The sequence below is a fragment of the uncultured Enterovirga sp. genome, assembly GCF_964242715.1.
In the GTDB taxonomy this organism is placed as follows: domain Bacteria; phylum Pseudomonadota; class Alphaproteobacteria; order Rhizobiales; family Beijerinckiaceae; genus Enterovirga.
Map to the genome: position 1 here is coordinate 78344 of NZ_CAXTAZ010000005.1, position 21030 is coordinate 99373.

Here is a 21030-nt window from a genome sequence, read left to right on the forward strand (position 1 = left end):
CGGATGCGCGTCAGCGCCCGACCCGACGCCGACGGGTCGGGCGGGTCCGGTCTCCGGGCGACGGCGGCACGGGGGCATCGGGCGCGGCGCGCTCGTACCGGACGCCGGTGAACAGGAGGAGGACGCCCCGTTCGTCCGGGCCGTCGTCCTGCCGACGCGGTCCCTGGGGGTTGGACACCGGGAAGGGTACGACCTCACCCTGCCTTCGTTCCTTCGACATCATCCTCTCCGCCGCCATGACGGAAATCCACCCGGTTATGGTTAAGACTTCGTTCCCGCCGCGCTTCTTCTGGCTTCGGCGCTCCGCGTTATGTGTTCGGTAAGCTTGATCGTCCGATAACGACCGGGCTTCTTCGAGCTCGACCATGCGGAGCGATCCCGTCCCCGATTTGTCCCATCTCGCGCGGCTGGCGCAGAGTCCGAAGGCGGATTTGCGACCGCTGCTGCTGCGAATCCAGACGCAGACCTTCGTCTCGGCGCAAAATCGCTGCCCGGCGGCGGCTCGCGACTACGAGGAAATCGCGCTCGGCCTGATCCCGCTCGTCACCGACGATGTTCTCTCGGAGACGGCTGCCTTGCTCGGCAATGTGGACGACGCGCCCGAAGCCGTCCTCGGGGCTCTCCGCTCGCGGCTCGCCCCCGATATGCCGCCGCCCGCACCTGCGACTGCGGACCGGCACAGTTCCGCGGCGCGAGCCACCCTCGCGGACCTCTCGCCCTCCGAGGTGGACGACTTCGTATCCCTCGCGCGGGACGAGGTCGATCTGGCGCTGGCCGCGAACCGGGCCGTCCGCCTCGGCGGCCATGCCCTGGCATCGCTTGTGGACCGGGCCCGCTTCCGCGAAAGCCTGGCCTTGCGGCTTCTCGCGCGCTCGGATCTCAGCGTCGCCGACCGGGCAGCCCTCTACGGCTTCGCCCCCACGGACGTCCGAGCGGCGATCAGAGGCGAGGTCGAGGGCCATCTGGCCCGCACGGCGCCGTCGCGGCCGCGCCCCGGCACTGGGGCGGGCGAGCGCATCCTGGCTCTCGCCGCCGGCCAGCGTCCGACCAGGCTCGTCTCGTTCCTCGCAGCCGAGCTGCGGCTCGGCCCGGGCTGGCGGCTCGACGCGAATCACGAGGCCAGTCGCGAGACGCTCGTCCTGGCTCTCCGGGCGCTCGATCTCGCGCCGGACGATTGCGTCCGGGTTCTCCTCGGTCTCGACTGGCGGGAAGCGAAATCCGTCGACGTGATCTTCGAACTCGCCGCAGTCGCGCGGTCGACGAGCCTGGACGCCGCGGCCTATCTGGTCGGGTCGGACGTACCGCAGAGGCAGGCGCCCGTCGAGACGCGTCGGTCGGATACACGGGAGCTCGACCGGGGCCGCCGGGGCAAGGCCGCGGCCGGTCGTCTCGATGCCGCAAACCCCGCGCTCAGCGCGGTTCGGCCCGCACGAGCGTCAGGGCCGAGCGTCCCAGCCGGTCATCGATCGAAATCCACCAGAGGTCTGGATCGTATCTGAGCTCCCGGACCATCCGGACCTCGATGTCGGGCGGGGCCGCCCCTGAAAGGAGCGGTGCGAACAGCCGGTCAGTCTCGTCGCCCGTCAGCTCCGATTGCGGCGCGGGACCGTAGAGATCCACCAGACCGTCGAGATGGTCCACTGTCACGTAGATTGCGCCGGCCTCGGCCGCGCCGCGCCGGCGCAAGACGGCCTCGATCCCCTCGACGCCGCAGCGCCGGAGATGGGCCGCCACCCAGAAATCCGAGCGCAGCCGCGCCATCTCCCCCGATCCCCGCCGGTCACTCGACCGGGATGCCGGACGCCGAGGCCAGGAGCTTTGCGGTACGGGGGCCGAGTGCGCCAGTGACGGGCAGGCTCCGGTCCCGCTCGAAACGCTCCAGCGCCTGGCGCGTCGCCGACCCTATCAGGCCGTCCGCGCCGATCGGGCCGTAGCCGAGCTTGGCCAAGGCCTTCTGGGCCGACGCCACTCGGGGCAAGGGAGCGGGTTTCGTCTCCGCGGAGGCGCGCGGGGATTGCGGGTCCGACGACTTGATCAAGGCGCCGATCGGGTCGGAGGTCGATCCCGTCCGGCTGACCGGTTCCGCCGCCGGCCGCCCCGGCAGGGCGGCGGGATCCGGACGCGGCGCCGGCAGGGGCGGCATGGTCGCGGCCTCCGGCCTCCGGGGCGGTTCGACCGGTGGGGCGACGGCGGGCTTCGCGGGGCCGAACAGGGGCGCCGGGTGGCGCGCCGTCTGGGTCATCAGCACGTTCCAGCCGAACACGCCGGCCCCGCCGAAGACCGCCACGAAGCCGAGGATCTTGCCCGGATTGCGGGCAGCGAGGCGCAACACGGCCATGCCGGCGCGCCGGCCGACATTCGCCACCGCAGATCCCGCGGGCGCGCCCCGTGCAGGGGCGCGGGACATCGTGGCGCTACGCGGGTTCACGCGCTCATCCTTTCGGGCTGACGCACCGGCAGGCGCGTCAAGGTGTGAACGACGGCCGGCTTTGCAGGCAGGACATCGTCGCCGGCCTCCAGAGGCAGGCTCACCGTGACCGTGGTCCCGGCGCCCGACCCGCTCTCGATCGACATGCGGCCACGATGGAGGCCGACGAGCCCACGCACGACGGACAGGCCGAGCCCGGTCCCCTCATGCGAGCGGCGGTGAACGTCGCCCGACTGGAAGAAGGGATCGCCCAGCCGCGGCAGGTCCGTCTCGGGAATCCCGATGCCGGTGTCGGCGACCCCGATCACGACCTCCTCGTCGGCCATCCCGAGCGACACGGTTACGAGGCCGCCCCGAGGCGTGAACTTCACGGCGTTCGAGATCAGGTTGATCAGGATCTGCCGGCAGGCACGCCGGTCGGCGACGATCTCGGGCAGGCCGGAATCGAGGCGGCGCTCGATCCTGACACCAGCCTCATCGGCCTTGAGCTGGATCAGGTCGCAGGTGCTCGCTGCGAGTTCTCGAAGCCCGAAGGGTTCGGGTTCGAAGTTGAAGTTTCCGGTCTCGATCTTCGACATATCGAGAAGCGTGTTCACGATCTCGAGGAGATGGTGGCCGGATCCCCGGATGATGTGGGCGTATTCCTTCCGGCGCTCCTCGGTGAGGAGGAACGGATGGTCGGCCGAGAGCAGCTCGGAAAAGCCGATGATCGCATTCAGGGGCGTACGGAGTTCGTGGCTGACGGTTGCGAGGAAACGCCCCTTTATCTCGTTCGCCCGCTCGGCTTCGAGCCTTGCAGTCTCGAGCTCCTCGGCGTGACGGCGCTGGTCCGACACGTCGCGGGTCACGGCGAGCACGGCCGCACCCGCCTGGTCATGCCCCGGCCTTCGCAGCGGATGCGCCCGCATCTCGACCCAGACAACGGCGCCGGAGGTGCGCGACGCATGGCCCTGATCGGGCTCGTCCGACCGGTCGCGGTGAACACGGAATTCGACCCTGACCGGCTCGACGCCATTCGCGGCGTCGCTCAGGGACTTCAGGTAGATGGGACGGTCGGAGACGTGAACGCGGGCCAAGAGACCGCCTCCGGCGAGCGCGCGGGGTGCCGCGCCGAGGAGGCGACCCGAGGCTGCGCTCGCCCGCAGGACGTCGCCGAATGCGTCATGCCAAGTCACGAGATCGCCGATGGCCGCGATCGGCACGGTATCCTCGATCGGCGACGACCTTTCCGGACGCCGAACCGTCGCCCCCTGCGACCGCAGCTTGGCCGAGACGGCCGCCTGTACCGCGACCTGCAGGATTAGGATCGGAGCCGCCCAGGACGCGGCTGCGTCGGTCGGCAGCGCAGCCGAGATGACGGCCGCGAAGGCCAGCATCGAGCCGACCGAGGCAGCGAGGAAGCCGCGGCGGTGGTTGGACAGCAAGGCGTCGGCCGGCTCGGCAGCGAGGAGGACGAGCAAAAGCGGCAACAGGCCGAGGGGGGAGGAGCCGGCGCTCGCGGCGGCCAAGATTCCGAAGCCTGTGCCCGAGATGAAATAGGCGGGCGCCGACCGGCCCATGCGGGATGCGACCGCCGCCGAAAGGCAGGGCGCCGCAGCCGCGACGACGAGCAGCGGCGCGGTCCAGCCGGTCGCGACTGAGACGGCGAGACAGGCTGCAACGGAGGCGAGCCCGACAATGCCCGAGGCGCTCCGAGCGGACACGAAAGCTGCCAGGCTGCCGACCATCTCCCGTTCCGTACGGGAGGCGCGAAGCGCGACGCTCTCGTCGGAAACGAAGGCTGTTAAGTTACGCAAACCCTGTCCACACGTTGGCCGTGCGCCCCTCGCCTGCACAAACGGACCGTGACAGAGCGGACTTAAATCAAAGCTAAAGGGGAACGCAGACTTGATCCGCCTGGGACTTCATAATTTATTATGAGATCGGGCAAGATCACGCCATTCCGGCGCTTCTTGGCATTTAACCCGCCGTTAATCCTGAAGTCAGGTGGCAAGTACTCAGAATTTCAATGATTATTCGGCACAGAAGATCTCCTGCTCGGTCAAGGTCCATCCATGTTGCGTATCGTTCTGGCGACGGCAGTGATCGCCTCGATCTATTCCTACTCTCCCCAACGGCCCGGCCTCGGCTTGGCCGAGAGCTTAGCGGCGGCCACGAAGGATGCCTCGGCTCACCTCGCCGGTGCCGTCGCGGCAAGCGGGGCCGGGCCGGCCATGGCGGACGCGGTGCTGCGCCGCACGATCGCGGATGCCGCGCCGAGCGCGACGGCGGCCGGGACCGTCGGGGCGAGACCCGAGACCTCGTCGTCGCGGCGCTGAGCCGGCCGGCTCGCGCCGAGGGGGCGCCGCGCCTATATCGCTCTCGAAGACGAGCGATGAGCCCAAGATGCTGCCTCCCGCGGACGAGATCCTGTCCAATTTCGAACTCCTCGACGATGCGCACGAGCAGTTCGAGTATCTGATGGAGCTCGGGCGCCAGATGCCGGCCCTGCCGGCTGAGGCGCATACGGACGACAAGCTCGTGCCCGGCTGCCAGAGCAAGGTGTGGCTCGATATGCAGGTCCGCGGAAGGGGCGACGAGGCCGTCCTCGAGATCGGCGCCGACAGCGACGCGCATATCACGAAGGGGCTCGTGGCCTTTCTGGTGGCCCTCTACGCCGGACAACCCGTCCGTCGCGTCGTCGAGATCGATGCGCTCCAGATGTTTCGCGACCTCGGCCTCGGCCAGCACATCACAAGCAAACGCTCGAACGGTCTTCGCTCCATGGTCGACCGGATCAAGGCCGAGGCGAGCCGGGTCGCGGCCGCCCCGGCCTAGGTCAGGCGGCCTCCTCCACCTCCGGGGCGATCCAGGTCCGAAGGCGCGAGGCCTGGGCGGGACCCCGGGCCTCGGATTCGAGACCGTAATGGCGTGCGAGCTGACGGAGGGCCAGGCGGGTGACGACCTTGGCGGAGCGCGAGGGCCAGCCCCGATCGCGCTCGATCACCTCGAGACCCTTCAGGAAGCCGCAGAGGTCGAGCAGCAGGTCGGCGAAGTCGGATCCGACCGCGGCGAAGGCGGCGCGGGCACGCTGCCGGGCGGCGATGACCGCATCGGTCGCGCTCGCGGGATCGCGTGCCCCGCCGGCGCCGCTCGCGACCGCGCCGTCCCAGCGCGCCGTCACGCTCGGCATCATCCCGGCCGCTGTGAGATCGCGCCGGAGCCGTTCGCCCGCCGCAAAACTGGCCGCGTCGATGAGCGGCTCTCCGTCCCGGTCGCGGCGGCGCCGGAGCCAGTCGAGGGGGCTCTCGGCCGCATTCACCGTAACGCGTTCGGGCCCGTCCTCTCCCGGGATGACGGCCGACACGAGATCGCGATGCTGGGCCGAGAAGCCCGCCTCGACCGCTCCCCGGCGGCGGAGATGGGCCCGCCCCGCCTCGGAGATCGTGGCCCGCCCGCGCAGGTCGACATTCACGAGGTCGCGACGGCGCAAGTCTTCGAGCACAGGCTTGCGATGAGTGCCGCGTCCCAGCGACATGCCGGCCCGTTGGGTCTGGAGGATCACGACCCCGTCGCGCGTCGGATCCGACATCGCGGCGGCGCCGGTCTCCGCGAGGGACGTGAGCAGGCGGTACGACGCGCGCGGGAGCGGCGACTCGGCCGTCGTTCGGGAAATCGGGGGCGACGTTCTGGACGCGACATGACGACTCATGGGATGTTGCCTCTTCGTTCCCGTCGAGGCCTTCCTCCAGGCCCCGCTGCTCACGATGTACTAAGTATATATTGGCAATTATACACTTGAGTTAGCAGGCGTGATGGCGTAGGGTCCTGGGCATAGGAGCTTCCCATGTCTGCCGACCTCACCAATCCCGTATTCACCGACGAAGCCGCTGCGATGGCTCACCTTGAGGAGTCGCGTTGGCCGAACGGTGAGGTGTCCTGCCCTCATTGCGGATCGTTCAAGGTCCACCGCATGGCCGGCAAGACGCAGGCCGGCATGTTCCTGTGCAACGATTGCCGCGACAAGTTCACGGCCCGCGTTGGCACCGTCATGGGCCGCTCGCACGTTCCGGTTCATAAGTGGCTCCTCGCCATTCACCTGCTTACGTCGAGCAAGAAGGGCATGAGCGCCCACCAGCTGCACCGCATGCTCGGCGTGACGTACAAGACCGCTTGGTTCATGGCTCACCGCATCCGCGCTGCCATGGCTCCCGCGCCCGACGCCGGCCCGATCGGCGGCGAAGGCAAGATTGTCGAGGTCGATGAGACCTATCACGGCAACATGGACGACAAGACCAAGGGCAAGACCACGATCCGCGGCAAGCGCGGGCTTGGCGGCAAGCGCCCGATCGTCTCCCTGGTCGAGCGCGGCGGCTCCGTTCGTTCGTTCTACTCAGGCATCGCCACGAAGGCGTCCGTGACCGAGATCGTGAAGGGCAACATCGCCCGCGAGTCCCGCGTCTTCACCGACGAAAGCCGCCTCTATGGCGAGGTCAAAGGCCACTTCGGCGAGCACCTGACCGTGCATCATTCGTCCGGCGAGTACGTGCGCGGCGAGGTCCACACCAACACGATCGAGGGCTACTTCTCCGTGTTCAAGCGCGGGATGAAGGGCATCTACCAGCATTGCGGCGAGAAGCACCTGCACCGCTACCTTGCCGAGTTCGACTTCCGCTACAACTACCGCACCGCGCTCGGCTTCAACGACACGGACCGCGCCGCCGCTGCGCTCAAAGGCATCGAAGGTAAGCGTCTCACCTATCGACGGCCTGACGGCTCCGGTCTTCACCTACAAAGCTAACCGCTTCGTCCGCTGGCGCGAGAAGCATCCCGGCCCGAAGCCGAAAGTTATCCGCAGGTGGATTCGCTAGGATTTTAAGGAACTGCTAAGCTGATGGTAGCGCGCGGCGATTCGTTGGATCAGCCCTGCGCCAGGAACTGGAACCTTGAGTCTGACTTGGCCCTCGTAACGGGCCCAGGTCAGTGCCTTGATCCGCTCTTTCGCCTCTTCCGGCGATCGTGCGGTCACCTCAAAGCCCCACTCCGCTCCCTGAAACCGGTACTCGAACAGGTACCGATTGATATGACCGTTACGGTCAGGAAGGTGTGTCATGTACTATGTTATCTATATAGACGTTGACAAGCAGTGGCGTTGGACGCTGTACGCGGCCAACAACCGGAAAATCGCCAATGCTGGCGAGGGTTACCATAACAAGGCTGACTGTCGTCATGCCATCGCTTTGGTTGCTACTTCCGGTCAAGCGCTCGTTCATGAGCGCTGATTTTTAGGCTGCTTATTTGGACTGAGGGCCGGCCCGTTTGCCGGCCCTTTTTTTATCGAGTCGGTTCGGCTCGACCCGCTTGGTATGACACACAAGCTTTAATCCCCGCAATCCCGCTTATGATCAGATTGTTTGCTCGCTCTTCGGTGTAGCGGCCTTGCCACTCTTCGGCTTCGGCGGCGCCCGCTTCCCGACCTTCATCTCAGATTGCGGCTTAGGCGGCGTCCGGAGCATGTTGCCGAGGACGCGCTGAAACTCAGGCGCCTTGGTAGGGTCTGCGGATGCGTCTTTCTTTTGAGTGTCCACCATTTCGAGGTCCCGATGACGAGTTCGCCTATCTTGTAGGCTGTCTCGTGCTCCAATGGAACGATTTCGAAAATCTCATAATAGGACAGGCATCGTTCCTGTGCGGGATAGCTAACTGCGAGAAAGCAAGTCGGCCTGAGTTTCGTCCTCAGTTAGACGCTTGGTGTGTGGCTGCGTTCGCGGCCGCCGGCCAAGACGCCAAACTGTCCGCAGACATCAAGAAGATGAAGGACAGCATTATTGTCCTTCGTGAGGTTCGCGACAACATCATCCACGGTCGCCTTACGCTCAATGGAACTCACATAACGTGCAACATCCTTACGAATCACAAAGGCCATCACCGTAAAGCCGCTAGGCGCATTTGGGAGAAGGCCCCTCCCGAACTAAAGGCTATATCAACGTTTGCTGAGCTTATACGTTGGCGCCGAACGGCCGGCTTTAGAATCGACGTTTCGTATTCCATAGATGAGCTTCAGCGCATAGCGGCAACAGAACTCCTGGCGCTTAAGGATGCTTTTTACTGGCTATCTAACGGGGCCAAGAACCGCCACTTTCAAGACGAAAGAGAGCATCGCCTCGGCTAGCACGTGATAGTCATCAACCCAATCAGGAGGTAGCTCGCTCTCCCCGCAGGTATATTCCCTGAGCATTTCAGTGAATTCCGCGAGGATGACGTGCTGGATCATCGGATCCAAAGTCGCAACCCAGCGCTCCGTCTCTTGCGAGACGGGCGCATCCGTGCCGGCCTGTCCCTGCCTACCTACCTCGCCCATCGTGCTAACTCAAGTGCGTAATTGCGTATATATTCCTAGATCTGTCAAGCCGAGGCTTGCGGGCGCAACTTTGCCGACGCGACACCGCGTTGATGGGGTGGCTCCCGCCTTCTAAGAGGGCTCGGGCCAATCGGCCGGGCTGGGCCGGGCCGGCTTCGGGAGAACGGATGTCCACATCACAGGCCCTACCGGCCGTGCGTCGCACGCGTCTCGACCCGCCTCGAGCGGAGGTCAGGACCGTCGAATTCGGTGTCCATGGCACCCTCGTTCAGGATGATTATGCGTGGCTCAAGGCGCCGAACTGGAAGGATGTGCTGAAGGACGCCTCCCGGCTGCCGGCCGACATCGCGGAGCATCTCGGAGCCGAGAATGCCTATACGGCGGCGGCGCTGTCCGATCTCGAGCCGCAGCGGGTCGAACTCGTCCGCGAGATGCGGGCCCGCATCAAGGAAGACGAATCGAGCGTGCCGTCGCCGGACGGCCCCTGGTCGTATTTCGCGCGCCACCGCGAGAACGGGCAGCACGAGATCGTCTGCCGACGCCCGCGTGACGGTGGCGACGAGCACATTCTGCTCGACGGCGACGTCGAGGCAGAAGGGCTCGCCTATTTCGACCTGTCAGGCGCAGTGCATTCCCCCGACCACCGGCGTCTCGCCTGGAGCGCGGACCGCTCCGGCTCGGAGCTCTATACCGTCCGCATCCGCGACCTCGAGACCGGGACGGATCTCGACGACGAGGTGCGGGCGACCTCGGGCGAGGTCGTCTGGAGTGGCGACGGGGCGGCCTTCTACTATGTCGAGGTCGACGCGAATCACCGGCCGCTCCGGGTCTTGCGCCACACGATCGGCACCTCGGGCGAGGACGACGTCCTGATCTACGAAGAGCGGGAGACGGGCTGGTTCGTCTCCATCGGCCAAACGAGCTCGCATCGCTTCCTGACGATCGACATCAGCGACCACGAGACGTCCGAGACCTGGCTCGTCGACTTGGAGAATGAAGGCCAGCCGAGGCTCGTCGCGGCCCGATCTCCGCTGATTCTCTATTCGGTCGCGCATCACGGCTCCGACCTCCTGGTCCGGACGAATGACGGCGCGGCGGAGGATTTCAAGCTCGTGGTGGCGCCGCTCGGTGATCCCGGACGGGAGAATTGGCGCGACCTCGTTCCGCACCGCCCCGGGACCATGATCCTGTGGCACGCGGCGCTTGCCCGCCACCTCGTCCGGCTCGAGCGGCAGGATGCCAATCCCCGCATCGTCGTGCGCGAGACCTGGACCGGGGCCGAACACGCAATCTCGTTTCCGGAGGAGGCCTACAGCCTCTCCTTCAGCACGGGCTACGAGTTCGACACCGATACGATCCGCTTCGTCTATTCGTCGATGACGACGCCGAACGAGACCTACGATTACAACCTCGTCACCCACGAGCGTGTGCTCCGCCGGCGCCAGGAGATCCCGAGCGGTTTCGACGGCTCGCGCTACCGGACCCGCCGCATCCACGCGACCGCGCCGGACGGCGAGACCGTCCCGATCTCGCTCGTCTACCGGAGCGACCTCGCCCAGGACGGCACGGCCCCCTGCCTCCTCTACGGCTACGGCTCCTATGGCTCCTCGATGCCGGCGTCGTTCCGGACCAACCTCCTCTCCTTGGTGGACCGCGGCTTCGTCTACGCTATCGCCCATGTCCGGGGCGGCACCGAAAAGGGCTGGCGCTGGTACCTCGACGGCAAGCGTACCAAAAAGCCGAATACCTTCACGGACTTCGTGGCCTGCGCCGACGCCCTGATCACCCAGGGCTTCACGCGCCGCGGCCGGATCGTCGCCCACGGCGGCTCGGCGGGCGGGATGCTGATGGGCGCGGTTGCGAATATCGGCGCGGACCGCTTCGGCGGGATCGTGGCCGACGTACCCTTCGTCGACGTCCTCAACACGATGCTGGATGGCGACTTGCCGCTGACGCCGCCCGAATGGCCCGAATGGGGCAATCCCGGCGAGGACGAGGAAGCTTTCCGCACCATCCTGTCCTACTCGCCCTACGACAACGTCTCGCCGCAGCCGTATCCGGCCATCCTGGCGCTCGGGGGACTGACCGACCCGCGCGTGACCTATTGGGAACCCGCGAAATGGGTCGCGAAGCTCCGGGCGACGATGACGGGCGGCGGGCCCGTCTTCCTGCGCATCAACATGGAGGCGGGTCATGGCGGGGCGGCGGGCCGGTTCGATCGGCTCGAAGAGGTCGCGCTGATCTACGCCTTCGCGCTCAGGGTGGCCGAGGGCGGCTGGTCCGAGGCAGGCGCCTGACACGCCCTTAGGCGTTCGCCCGCTCGCCTCCTCCCGACGTGAAGGCCCGGAGTTCGTCGAGGGAGCGGAAGCGGTGCTTTCCGCTCGGGGTGTCGGCCAGGATGGTGCCGTCGGAATACATCACATAAGCGTTGCCGCCCGAGGAATATTGGCCGACCACGTTCGGTTCGGCCGGGGACCCGTACCCCGCGTTCGCCCCGGGCGACGGCGAGAAAGCGGGAAGCGGCCCATTCGCCGGCATCGCGGTTACGCCGGAGGACGCCGTCGACATCTCCATCCGTTGAAGCCGGTCGCGGATGCGGACGAGTTCCTGAGCCGCCCGCCCGAGCCGCTGGGCGGCGAGCGCCACACCGAGCAGGAGGATGCCGGAGCAGACCGCCATGGTGCCGGCGAGGACCATCGTGTAGCCGCGCTCGATCTGGATGATGGGGGCCCCGAAGACCACGGCCGCACCGCCGACGCCGACCAGGGAGAGCGCGAGCAGGATCAAGACCACGACCATCGACGCCACCCAGATACTTCGCTTGCCAGCCGTCGAGCTTAGGGAGGAAAGCCTCGCCTTGGCAACCGCGACGCGCCTCGCTAAGTCCCTCTGGTGCCCTGTGTCCGGCCCGGTGGCATCGCCTCGCGGCGACCCGCCCCGTCTGCCGCGAACCCGGACCGTCCGAGGAGATCATCATGACCTTCAGCCTGCCCGAGCTTCCCTACGCCTATGACGCGCTCCAGCCCTACATGTCCAAGGAGACGCTGGAATTTCATCACGACAAGCATCACAAGGCCTATGTCGACACCGGCAACACGCTGCTGAAAGGCTCCGAGCTCGAGGGCAAGAGCGTCGAAGAGATCGTCAAGGAGAGCTACGGCAAGAACCAGCCGCTCTTCAACAATGCGGGTCAACATTACAATCATATTCACTTCTGGCAGTGGATGAAGCCGAATGGCGGCGGGTCCATTCCGGGCGAACTGGAGAAGCGGATCACGTCCGATCTCGGCGGCGTCGAGAAGTTCAAGACCGATTTCATGGAGGCCGGGAAGACCCAGTTCGGCTCCGGATGGGCCTGGCTCGCCGTGAAGAACGGAAAGCTCGAGATCATGAAGACGCCGAACGGGGAGAACCCGCTGGTTCACGGCGCGCAGCCGATCCTCGGCGTCGATGTGTGGGAGCATTCCTACTATATCGACTACCGCAACCGCCGGCCCGATTACCTCAAAGCTTTCGTGGACAACCTCGTGAATTGGGAACACGTGGCCGAGATGATGAGCAAGACGGCCTGATCTGGCATTGTCAGGTCGGGGCCGGCACGAGTGCCACGCCCCGACTCTCCAGGTCGCGGATGAATTCGGGGGATTCGAGATAGCCGAATTCCCGGAGCCGGGCCCCGGCGATCTCGTCGGGACTCGTGTCTGAAAGACCGGGATGGCACATGACGAGCGGTCGCGGGCCGAGCGCCGCCAGATAGCACTTCATATCCGCCGCCGGATCGCGAGCCGGATCGAAGGGGCTGAACCCCGAGAATCCGGCATTGGTCGCGAAGCCGGCCCGACGGGCGTCGCGGCCAAACGTGGCCGCGAGAGCGCCGACGAAGAGCGCCTTCGCGGCGGAGAGCCGTCGGGCGACGATGGCCGGCATCCGGTCAAACGGGTTTCGGAGCCACAGTCGGCCGGCGAGTCCCCGGCCGGACAGCACATCCAGGAGCTGAGCCCGGATGCCTGGGAGGACATGGACATGCTGGTGACCGTCGACGAAATCGGGCGGCCGTCCCATCACCTCGCCGAACGCATCGAGCTGCCGCGCGATCTCCCGCCCGATGTCCGCGTCCCGTCCGGGACCGCCCCACCCGGGGACAAAAGCCTCCCCCAGCACGCGCCGGAGCGGCGGCATGCTCCCCTTCCCGGCAAAGCCCGGCATCGCGCCCAGCGGCCGGCCCCAGGTCAAGGTCAGATGCAGGCCGATTCCGATCGGGGCGCCCAAGGCTGCCAGTGCCCGCCCGGCCTCGGGCCAATGGGGAGAATTCGTCATGCAACTCGTGGCCGAGATGCGACCCCTTTCGGCCAGGTGAAGAATGCCCCGGCTCACGCCCGCATTCATGCCGTAGTCATCGGCGCAGAGCACGACATGGTGGCTCGAGCTATTGCTCACGGCCGGACCAGTCCCTGACGCCATGCAGCCCGTCACCTCTGAGATCAGCGAAGCCGGCGAGACCGAGATCAGCGTCGTGATCCCGGTCTACCGCGAAGCCGGGAATATCGCCCCCCTCTGCGCCCGCCTCCTGCCGGTTGTCGAGCGGATCACGCCCGCCTTCGAAATCCTGTTCGTGGATGACGGATCGACGGACGGGACGCTGAACGAGATCCGGCGGGCGAACGCCGCCGAGCCTCGGATCGCGGCGGTCTCGTTCAGCCGCAATTTCGGCAAGGAGATCGCGATCGCGGCCGGGCTCGACCATGCGCGCGGCCGGGCCGTCGTGATCATGGATGCCGACCTGCAGCATCCGCCGGAGACGATCCCGGCCTTCGTGGAGCGGTGGCGCGAGGGCTACACGATGATCTACGGCCAGCGGACGGACCGTGCGGGCGAGAGCCGGCTCAAGCGGAGCTTCACCCATGTCTTCTACCGCCTGTTCGCGCGTTTCGGCGAGACCGAGCTGCCCGAAGGGGCCGGCGACTTCCGCCTGATCGACCGAAAGGGCGTCCAGGTCCTGACGGCGCTGGGAGAGCGCGCCCGGTTCTCGAAGGGCCTCTACGCCTGGATCGGGTTCAAGTCGACCGGCGTCCCGTTCGTGGTCGAGGACCGCCATCACGGCACCACGAAATGGAGCTTTCGCCGGCTGTTCCGCTTCGCCTTCGACGGCATCACGTCCTTCTCGACCGTTCCGCTCAGGGTCTGGACCTATCTCGGCGGCCTCGTTTCCCTGTGCGCCATCGCGGCCGCGATCTACGTCGCCGTCCGGACCCTGATCTTCGGATCGGACGTGGCCGGCTACCCCTCGATCATCGTCTCGATCACTTTTTTCGCCGGCATTCAGCTGATGTCGCTCGGCATCATCGGCGAGTATATCGGTCGCATCTTCGCCGAGGTGAAGCGTCGGCCTCTCTACGTCGTCGGCGAGACGGTGGGCCGCGTCTCCGCCTCCATGCCCGTTCCGGCCGAGGACCGACGCACCTCCCTGGCCTGAGGGCCTCTATCGTCATCCGCGCTGCCTGCGCGAGGTGGACGCGGAGACGGCTATCCGCGACACCCTGCCCGGCGACTCGGCCGCGAGCCGGCTCGCCGACCAGCCTGCCCGAAAGGCTCTGACCATGTTGGCCCGCATCCTCTCCGTCGGGGGCTGGACGCTCGTGTCGCGGGCGACCGGCTTCGTCCGCGACGTCGTCATGGCGGCCGTTCTCGGTGCCGGGCCGGTCGCGGACGCCTTCGTGGTGGCCTTCCGACTGCCGAACCATTTCCGCGCCATCTTCGGCGAGGGCGCCTTCAACGCAGCCTTCATCCCGTCCTATGGCCGGCTTCGAGCGACAGCGGGCGACCTCGCCGCCCGGGCCTTCGCCGACCGCATCCTCGGCCTGATGATCGCCGTGCAGCTCGCGATCCTAGCCGCGGCGATCATCTGGACGCCGTCGCTTGTCGGGCTCCTCGCCCCGGGGCTGCCACCCGGCACCTTCGATCTCGCGATCGCGCTGACCCGGATCACCTTCCCGTATCTCTTCTTCGTCACCCAGGTGACGCTGATCTCGGGAATCCTGAACGCCCATGACCGATTCTGGGCGGCAGCCGCGGCGCCGATCCTCCTGAACGTCTCCATGGTGACGGCGCTCCTCCTGACAGCCTTCTTCCCGAGCGCCGGGCATGCCGCCGCCTGGGGCGTGGCGGCTGCGGGATTGCTGGAGCTGGTGCTCGTCTGGGTGGATGCCGGGCGAGGCGGGATCGCGCCCCGGCCCGCCCTGCCCCGGCGCGACCCCGCCATCGGCCAATTCTTCCGGCTCCTCGGCCCGGCCGTCGTCGGCTCGGCGGGCGTGCAGCTCGCCATGTTCGCCGACACCATCATCGCGTCCACGCTGCCGACGGGCGCGCTCTCGGCACTCTATTATGCCGAGCGCCTCTACCAGCTGCCGCTCGGCGTGGTCGGGATCGCGGCCGGCACCGTGCTCCTGCCGGAGATGACCCGCCGCATCGCCGTGGGCGACGTCGCCGGCGCCCACGCGGCTCAGAACCGCGCCATCGGCCTGACCCTCGCGCTGGCCGCGCCCTGTGCCGTGGCCTTCCTGACGGTTCCGGACCTGATCCTGGCCGCACTCTTCCAGCGCGGCGCATTCGACGCCGCGGCAGCCGCCCGCTCGGGTGGCGTGCTCGCCGCCTACGCGGTCGGGCTGCCGGCCGCGGTAATCCTCCGATCGGTGACGGCGAGCTTCTACGCCCGGCAGGACACGGCGACCCCGCTCTGGGCCTCGCTCACCGGCTACGCGGTCAACATCGCACTGAAGATCCTGCTGATCGGTCGTTTCGGCATCGTCGGGCTGGCGCTCGCGACCTCGGTCGGGGCCTGGACCAATGTCCTGATCCTCTGGATTCTCGCCCTTAGGAAACGATTCACGGCGCCGTCACGACCGTTCCTGCTCACGCTGCTTGCCGTCGCGATCGGCTGCATGCTGCTGGCCGTCGTGACCTGGTTCGGCCGCGCGCCTCTGGACCTTTGGCTTCGGCCGATCGCAGGATCCCTCTCGGACCTTGCCACGCTGCTCGCGCTCGGCGGCGCCAGCGTCGTCGTCTATGGCGGCGTGCTCCTCATCCTCCTGCGTCTCTTCCGGGTGAGCCTCGGGCGGGGTTAGTCAGCCGAGCTGCCCGGGTCAGGAGGTCAGGGCGGCGAGCCCGTCCCAATCGAATCGGATGCCGTGACCCGGCCGGTCGGGTGCGATCGCGACCCCCTCCCGGATGACGAGCGGATCGGCGATGTAGCGGTCGAGTCCGAAACCATGCGCCTCGAGAAAGGACCGGTTCGGACAGGCCGCCAGAAGATGCACGGTGACATCGTGGGCGCCGTGGCTGGTCACCGGCAGATTGAACGCCTCGGACAGGTGCGCGATCTTCATGAAAGAGGTGACGCCGCCGCAATTCGTGACGTCGGGCTCGGGATAGGTGACGCCGCCGCCCGCGATGTAGAGCTTGAATTCCCAGAGGCTGCGGAGATTCTCGCCGGCCGCGATCGGCACGCCGCCCTCGCGGACGATGCGGGCGTGGCCGGCCGGATCGTCCGGGATGGTCGGCTCCTCGAGCCAGGTGAGCCCGAAGGGCTGGAAGGCCCGTGCGGCCCGGATCGCCTCGTCCACGCTCCACTTCATGTTGGCGTCGACCATGAGGGGAAAATCCTGCCCGAGATGCTCGCGCATGGCCCGGACCCGCTCGACATCCTCGTGCAGGTTCTTGCGGCCGACCTTCATCTTGATGGCCCGGAAGCCGCGCCCGAGATTGCCGTCAGTCTGCCGCAGCAGCGCATCGACGGACAGGTCGAGATCGATGCCACCGGCATAGACCGGGACGAGCGGATCGTAGCCGCCGAGGAGCTTCCAGAGCGGCAGTCCAGCTCGATTCGCCTTCAGGTCCCAGAGCGCGATGTCGAAGGCGGAGAGCGCCAGCACCGTCGGGCCGCCGCGGCCGCCGTAATGCAGCCCCCACCAGCCCTTGTGCCAGAGCCGCTCGATCGCGTCGGCATCCTCGCCGAGCATCATCTCCGAGAGTTCACCGAGCACGGCATTCACGGCCCCGCCGTTCCGCCCGACCGTATAGGTGTAACCCACACCCTCCGCCCCGTCGGCGTCCCGGACCCGGACGGTGTTCAGCTCGAAGGCGGTCATCTCGCCGTGGGTCGAGTCCGAGAGCACCTCGGGAAGCGGGATCCGGAAAAAGCCGGGCTGGATCGACGACAAGGCCACCATAGTGTCATTCCTCCCCGGCATGGTGGCGGGCTCGTCGCGGCCCGGTCCCTTTGCCGTCCCGCCATCGCATAAGGGGTGGCGAACGGAATGTGGAGCCGTTGCCGAAGCTGCGGTCTATCGTTGGCGTGGAAGCGGGTGTCCCGATCGCGATCTCGGTGCTCCGCTGCCGGGGGCTGGATCGGGCCGGGGCAGAATTTCGCGCGACAGCGGCGCCGATTGGGTGCTATGGAGGACGTTTCCACGGTCGAGCACTGCTTCGCACCGGGCCGGACGGGCGCCCCCGCTCGTTAGGCTTTCCTGGGATCGGATAGGTTTTGCAGGTACTTGTTCGCGACAACAACGTCGATCAGGCGTTGAGGGTGCTGAAGAAGAAGATGCAGCGTGAGGGCGTCTTCCGCGAGATGAAGATGCGGAAGGCGTATGAGAAGCCCTCCGAGCGCAAGGTCCGCGAGAAGGCGGAAGCCGTCCGCCGTGCGCGCAAGATGGCCCGCAAGAAGGCGATTCGGGAAGGCCTGATCGCGGCCCCGAAGCCAAAGCCTCGCTTCGCGGCAGGCGCTCGCCGGCCGGGCGGCGCCCCGGGCGCACCGCCTGCTCCGGGTGCCGCTGCCGGCACCGGTGCCGGTCGGCCCGCGGAACGCTTCTAAGACCCGTCCAGGTCAGGGTCGCTCACCGGAAATCCCGGGTGGTGACCTTGATCTCCGGCCTCGTTCTCATGTCCGGCGCGGAGATGGTCCGGGCCCGGTGACCGATCGGCGGATCGTCGCGCTGGTCGGGCGAGCCTCCATGCTTGGCCTCGTCGCCCCGGCCCGTCCGGAGCGGGAAATCCTCGTCGCCGCGCCCGCTCTGGCCGACGCTGCGAAGAAGGCCCGACAGGTCGACCAGGTCGTCGGCCACGACGTGGATCACCTCCCCGGCCCGCTGCATGCGGCCCCGGCAGCTGATCATGCCGGCCGAGAGGATCAACCGGCGCTGCCGTTCGAAGACCGACGGCCAGATCACGAGATTGGCGACGTCCGTCTCGTCCTCGATCGTGATGAACATGACGCCCTTGGCGGAGCCGGGCTTCTGACGCACGAGGACGAGGCCGGCGACCGTCAAATTCCGCCCGTCTCGCAGCTGCTTCAGCCGCCCGCATGGGATGACGCCCCGCCTTTCCAGCTCGCCCCGCAGGAAGGCCACCGGGTGGCGGCGTAGGCTGAGGCCGCGCGAGCGGTAATCCTCGACCACCTCCCGAGCCTCCGTCATCGGGGCGAGCGCGACCGGAATGTCGGGAAGTTCGGGCGCGAGCCTTCCCTCGCGCCGGTCCGCCGCCGCGAAGAGCGGCAGCGGCTCGGACGGAAGCCCGCGGATGGCCCAGAGCGCATCCCGGCGCTGGAGCCGGAGCGACCCGTAGGCATCCGCCTCGGCGAGCCGGGTCAGGGCCGCGACCGTCACGCCGGCGCGCCGCCAGATTTCCTCGACCGATCCGTAATCCGCCTCGCCTCGCGCCGTGACGATGCGAGCGCCCTCGGCGTTGGAGAGGCCCTTGGCCACCCGGAGGCCGAGGCGAACGGGGAGGTAGCGACGAGCGCTCCCGTGCACCTCGTCCAGGACCGTGTCCCATCGCGAGAGGTTCACGTCGGGGGGCAGCACCGTGACGCCGTGATTCTGGGCGTCGCGGACGAGCTGCGCCGGGGCGTAGAAGCCCATCGGCTGCGAATTGAGGAGCGCTGCCAGGAAGACGTCGGGATGGTGGCACTTCACCCAGGCCGACGCGTAGGCGATCAGCGCGAAGGAGGCGGCGTGGCTTTCGGGGAAGCCGTAGGAGCCGAAGCCCTCGATCTGCTTGAAGGTCTTTTCCGCGAATTCAGGCGAGTATTTGCGGGCGATCATGCCCTGGATCATTTTTTCCTTGAAGGCTGACACGCCACCCGTCACCTTGAACGTCGCCATGGCGCGGCGCAGCTGGTCCGCCTCGCCGGGGCTGAAGCCGGCGCAGACGATCGCGACCCGCATCGCCTGCTCCTGGAAAAGCGGCACCCCGAGGGTCTTTTCCAAAACCTTCTTCAGTTCCGGCGTCGGATAATCGACGAGGGTCGGGTTCTCCCGTCGACGAAGATAGGGATGGACCATGTCGCCCTGGATCGGCCCGGGCCGAACAACCGCGACCTGGATGGTGAGGTCGTAGAGGGTCCTGGGCCTGTGGCGCGGCAGCATCGCCATCTGCGCGCGCGACTCGATCTGGAAGGTCCCGAGCGTGTCGGCCCGGCAGATCATGTCGTAGGTGTCCTCGCAGCCCTGCTGGATGCCGGCCAGCGTCGTAGGCTGTCCCGGACGGTGCTTCTCGATGAGGTCGAAGGCCCGCCTCATGCAGCCGAGCATGCCGAGGCCGAGCAGGTCGACCTTCATGAAGCCGAGCGCGTCGATGTCGTCCTTGTCCCATTCGACGACCTGCCGGTCCTTCATCGAGGCGGGCTCGATCGGCACAAGCTCGTCCAGCCGGTCCTCGGTCAGGACGAAGCCGCCGGGATGCTGCGAGAGGTGGCGCGGCGTGTTGATGAGGGCACGGGCAAGGTCGAGCGTCATCCTGAGGCGGCGATCCTCGAGATTGAGGCCGAGGCTGTCGACCTCCCGGGCGCCGACGCCGTCCCGGCTCCAGCCCCAGACGAGGCCGGCCAGCGCGCCGGTTACGTCCTCCGGCACGCCCAGGACCTTGCCGACCTCGCGCACGGCGCCGCGCGCACCGTATCGGATCACGGTTGCGCAGAGCGCGGCGCGGTGGAGGCCGTATTCCCGGTACACCCACTGGATGACCTCCTCCCGGCGCTCATGCTCGAAATCGACGTCGATGTCGGGCGGCTCGCGTCGTTCCGCCGAGACGAAGCGCTCGAACAGGAGGTCCTTCTCCATCGGGTCGATGGCCGTGATGCCGAGGAGGTAGCAGACGAGGGAATTGGCGGCCGAACCGCGCCCCTGGCACAGGATGTCCATCCCGCGTGCCGCCCGCACGATGGCGTGGACGGTGAGGAAATAGGGCGCGTAATCCAGGCTCTCGATCAGCTGGAGTTCGTGACGGAGTTGCTTCGCCTCCGGGTCCGGAATGCTGCCGCCGTAGCGGGCGGCGGCGCCCTCCTCCGACAGACGGACGAGGGTCTCCTGGGCGGTGCGGCCGGGCTCCACCACCTCCTGCGGGTATTGGTATTGGAGTTCGCCGAGGTCGAAGCGGCAACGGTCAGCGATCTCGACCGCGCCGGCGATCGCATCCGGATGGCGGGCGAAGAGCCGGGCCGTCTCGGCCGGCGGCTTCAGGTGCCGGTCGGCATGGTCTTCGAGCCGGAAACCGGCCTCGTCGATCGTCACGCCGAGCCGGATGCAGGTCACGACATCCTGGAGGATGCGTCGCTCCTCCTCGTGGTAGAGCACGTCTCCGATGGCGACGGTCGCGACCCCGGCCGTCCGGGCTGCGCCCGCCACCGCGTCGAGCCGAAGATGATCGTCCGGCCGGAAACGGCGGGTCAGGCCGCAATAGGCGGCGTCGCCGAACAGCTCCCGCAAGCGGCCGAGATCCCCCGCGAGCTGGCCGTCCGGCCGGTCGGGCGCCAGGATCGCGACGAGCCCGCTCCCCCATTCCGCGAGGTCGTCCCAGTCGAGCCGGCAGCCGCCCTTCCCGGCCCGCGCCTTGCCGAGCGAGAGAAGGCGCGTCAGCCGCGAATAGGCGGCCCGGTCGGTCGGGTAGACGAGGAGGGTGGGCCCGCCCTCGAGATCGAGCCGCGTCCCGACCACGAGGCGCGTGCCGGTCGCCTTGGCGGCCTGCCAGCATCGCACGATCCCGGCGAGCGAGCCCCGGTCGACGATCCCGAGCGCCGGGATGCCGAGCAGAGCGGCGGCGGCGAACAGCTCCTCCGGCGAGGAGGCGCCGCGCAGGAAGGAGTAATGGCTCGTGACCTGGAGTTCGGGGATTGGGAACGGTGCGGTGCCTCTTCCACCGCCGTCCGTTCTTGGGATTCGGGCGTCGGTCGGAGGAGGAATGGCCCGGACAATCCCGGCGCTCATCGGCG

19 protein-coding genes are annotated in these 21030 nt (G+C 67.5%); 10 read left to right on the forward strand and 9 right to left on the reverse strand.

The annotated features are described in order from the left end of the window. Window positions 1-10 precede the first annotated feature (10 nt). Window positions 11-238, reverse strand: coding sequence for a hypothetical protein (locus ACFE87_RS04545; RefSeq protein WP_375458431.1), 228 nt, complete (start codon window positions 236-238; stop codon window positions 11-13). 127 nt (window positions 239-365) lie between these two features. Between ACFE87_RS04545 and ACFE87_RS04550 the strand changes: the two genes are divergently transcribed. Continuing rightward, a complete protein-coding gene (locus ACFE87_RS04550; RefSeq protein WP_375458432.1) occupies window positions 366-1499 on the forward strand; it encodes a hypothetical protein in 1134 nt (377 codons plus the stop codon). On the opposite strand, the gene ACFE87_RS04555 is transcribed toward ACFE87_RS04550, so the two are convergent. From ACFE87_RS04555 to ACFE87_RS04565, 3 genes are read right to left on the reverse strand one after another with little or no spacing between them, the layout of a single operon-like run. After that, entirely contained in the window at window positions 1411-1761 is a 351-nt protein-coding gene (locus tag ACFE87_RS04555) for a DUF1491 family protein (protein ID WP_375458433.1), read from the reverse strand. The genes ACFE87_RS04550 and ACFE87_RS04555 overlap by 89 nt on opposite strands. Window positions 1762-1780: 19 nt before the next feature. Then, on the reverse strand, window positions 1781-2428 hold the full coding sequence (locus ACFE87_RS04560; RefSeq protein WP_375458434.1) for a peptidoglycan-binding domain-containing protein: 648 nt from the start codon (window positions 2426-2428) through the stop codon (window positions 1781-1783). After that, window positions 2425-4155: an ATP-binding protein gene (locus tag ACFE87_RS04565; protein WP_375458435.1), complete on the reverse strand. Its 1731-nt coding sequence runs from the start codon at window positions 4153-4155 to the stop codon at window positions 2425-2427. The genes ACFE87_RS04560 and ACFE87_RS04565 overlap by 4 nt, the downstream gene beginning before the upstream one ends. 327 nt (window positions 4156-4482) lie before the next feature. Here ACFE87_RS04565 and ACFE87_RS04570 point away from each other — a divergent pair, with 327 nt between their 5' ends. Together ACFE87_RS04570 and ACFE87_RS04575 are read left to right on the forward strand one after the other, a co-directional pair. Beyond that, window positions 4483-4746 (forward strand): hypothetical protein, encoded by a 264-nt coding sequence (locus ACFE87_RS04570; RefSeq protein ID WP_375458436.1) that lies wholly within the window; start codon window positions 4483-4485, stop codon window positions 4744-4746. A gap of 67 nt (window positions 4747-4813) precedes the next feature. Further along, on the forward strand, window positions 4814-5245 hold the full coding sequence (locus ACFE87_RS04575) for a SufE family protein (protein WP_375458437.1): 432 nt from the start codon (window positions 4814-4816) through the stop codon (window positions 5243-5245). Window position 5246: 1 nt separating this feature from the next. On the opposite strand, the gene ACFE87_RS04580 is transcribed toward ACFE87_RS04575, so the two are convergent. After that, window positions 5247-5999, reverse strand: coding sequence for a DUF6456 domain-containing protein (locus ACFE87_RS04580; protein ID WP_375458438.1), 753 nt, complete (start codon window positions 5997-5999; stop codon window positions 5247-5249). 255 nt (window positions 6000-6254) lie between these two features. Between ACFE87_RS04580 and ACFE87_RS04585 the strand changes: the two genes are divergently transcribed. From ACFE87_RS04585 to ACFE87_RS04595, 3 genes are all read left to right on the forward strand, one after another. Next, a complete protein-coding gene (locus ACFE87_RS04585) occupies window positions 6255-7208 on the forward strand; it encodes an IS1595 family transposase (protein WP_375458439.1) in 954 nt (317 codons plus the stop codon). Between the two features lie 310 nt (window positions 7209-7518). Then, window positions 7519-7689: a YegP family protein gene (locus tag ACFE87_RS04590; RefSeq protein WP_375458440.1), complete on the forward strand. Its 171-nt coding sequence runs from the start codon at window positions 7519-7521 to the stop codon at window positions 7687-7689. A gap of 1246 nt (window positions 7690-8935) precedes the next feature. After that, a complete protein-coding gene (locus ACFE87_RS04595) occupies window positions 8936-11065 on the forward strand; it encodes a S9 family peptidase (RefSeq protein WP_375458441.1) in 2130 nt (709 codons plus the stop codon). A gap of 7 nt (window positions 11066-11072) precedes the next feature. Here the strand turns inward: ACFE87_RS04595 and ACFE87_RS04600 are convergent, their stop codons facing one another. Further along, on the reverse strand, window positions 11073-11567 hold the full coding sequence (locus ACFE87_RS04600) for a hypothetical protein (protein WP_375458442.1): 495 nt from the start codon (window positions 11565-11567) through the stop codon (window positions 11073-11075). Window positions 11568-11743: 176 nt separating this feature from the next. Between ACFE87_RS04600 and ACFE87_RS04605 the strand changes: the two genes are divergently transcribed. Further along, window positions 11744-12340 carry a superoxide dismutase gene (locus ACFE87_RS04605; protein WP_375458443.1) on the forward strand — a complete coding sequence of 199 codons (597 nt, stop codon included), beginning with the start codon at window positions 11744-11746 and terminating at the stop codon, window positions 12338-12340. 10 nt (window positions 12341-12350) lie between these two features. Here the strand turns inward: ACFE87_RS04605 and ACFE87_RS04610 are convergent, their stop codons facing one another. Then, window positions 12351-13205 carry a ChbG/HpnK family deacetylase gene (locus ACFE87_RS04610; protein WP_375458444.1) on the reverse strand — a complete coding sequence of 285 codons (855 nt, stop codon included), beginning with the start codon at window positions 13203-13205 and terminating at the stop codon, window positions 12351-12353. 22 nt (window positions 13206-13227) lie between these two features. Here ACFE87_RS04610 and ACFE87_RS04615 point away from each other — a divergent pair, with 22 nt between their 5' ends. Both ACFE87_RS04615 and murJ read left to right on the forward strand, forming a co-directional pair. Continuing rightward, window positions 13228-14241: a glycosyltransferase family 2 protein gene (locus ACFE87_RS04615; RefSeq protein WP_375458445.1), complete on the forward strand. Its 1014-nt coding sequence runs from the start codon at window positions 13228-13230 to the stop codon at window positions 14239-14241. 124 nt (window positions 14242-14365) lie between these two features. After that, window positions 14366-15889, forward strand: coding sequence for a murein biosynthesis integral membrane protein MurJ (gene murJ, locus ACFE87_RS04620; protein ID WP_375458484.1), 1524 nt, complete (start codon window positions 14366-14368; stop codon window positions 15887-15889). A gap of 18 nt (window positions 15890-15907) precedes the next feature. Here the strand turns inward: murJ and ACFE87_RS04625 are convergent, their stop codons facing one another. Then, window positions 15908-16993 carry a mandelate racemase/muconate lactonizing enzyme family protein gene (locus tag ACFE87_RS04625; RefSeq protein ID WP_375458446.1) on the reverse strand — a complete coding sequence of 362 codons (1086 nt, stop codon included), beginning with the start codon at window positions 16991-16993 and terminating at the stop codon, window positions 15908-15910. A 314-nt stretch (window positions 16994-17307) separates the two neighbouring features. On the opposite strand from ACFE87_RS04625, the gene rpsU reads away from it, so the two are divergent. Continuing rightward, on the forward strand, window positions 17308-17637 hold the full coding sequence (gene rpsU / locus ACFE87_RS04630; protein WP_375458447.1) for a 30S ribosomal protein S21: 330 nt from the start codon (window positions 17308-17310) through the stop codon (window positions 17635-17637). A gap of 22 nt (window positions 17638-17659) precedes the next feature. Here the strand turns inward: rpsU and ACFE87_RS04635 are convergent, their stop codons facing one another. Beyond that, a complete protein-coding gene (locus tag ACFE87_RS04635; RefSeq protein ID WP_375458448.1) occupies window positions 17660-21025 on the reverse strand; it encodes an error-prone DNA polymerase in 3366 nt (1121 codons plus the stop codon). Window positions 21026-21030 lie beyond the last annotated feature (5 nt).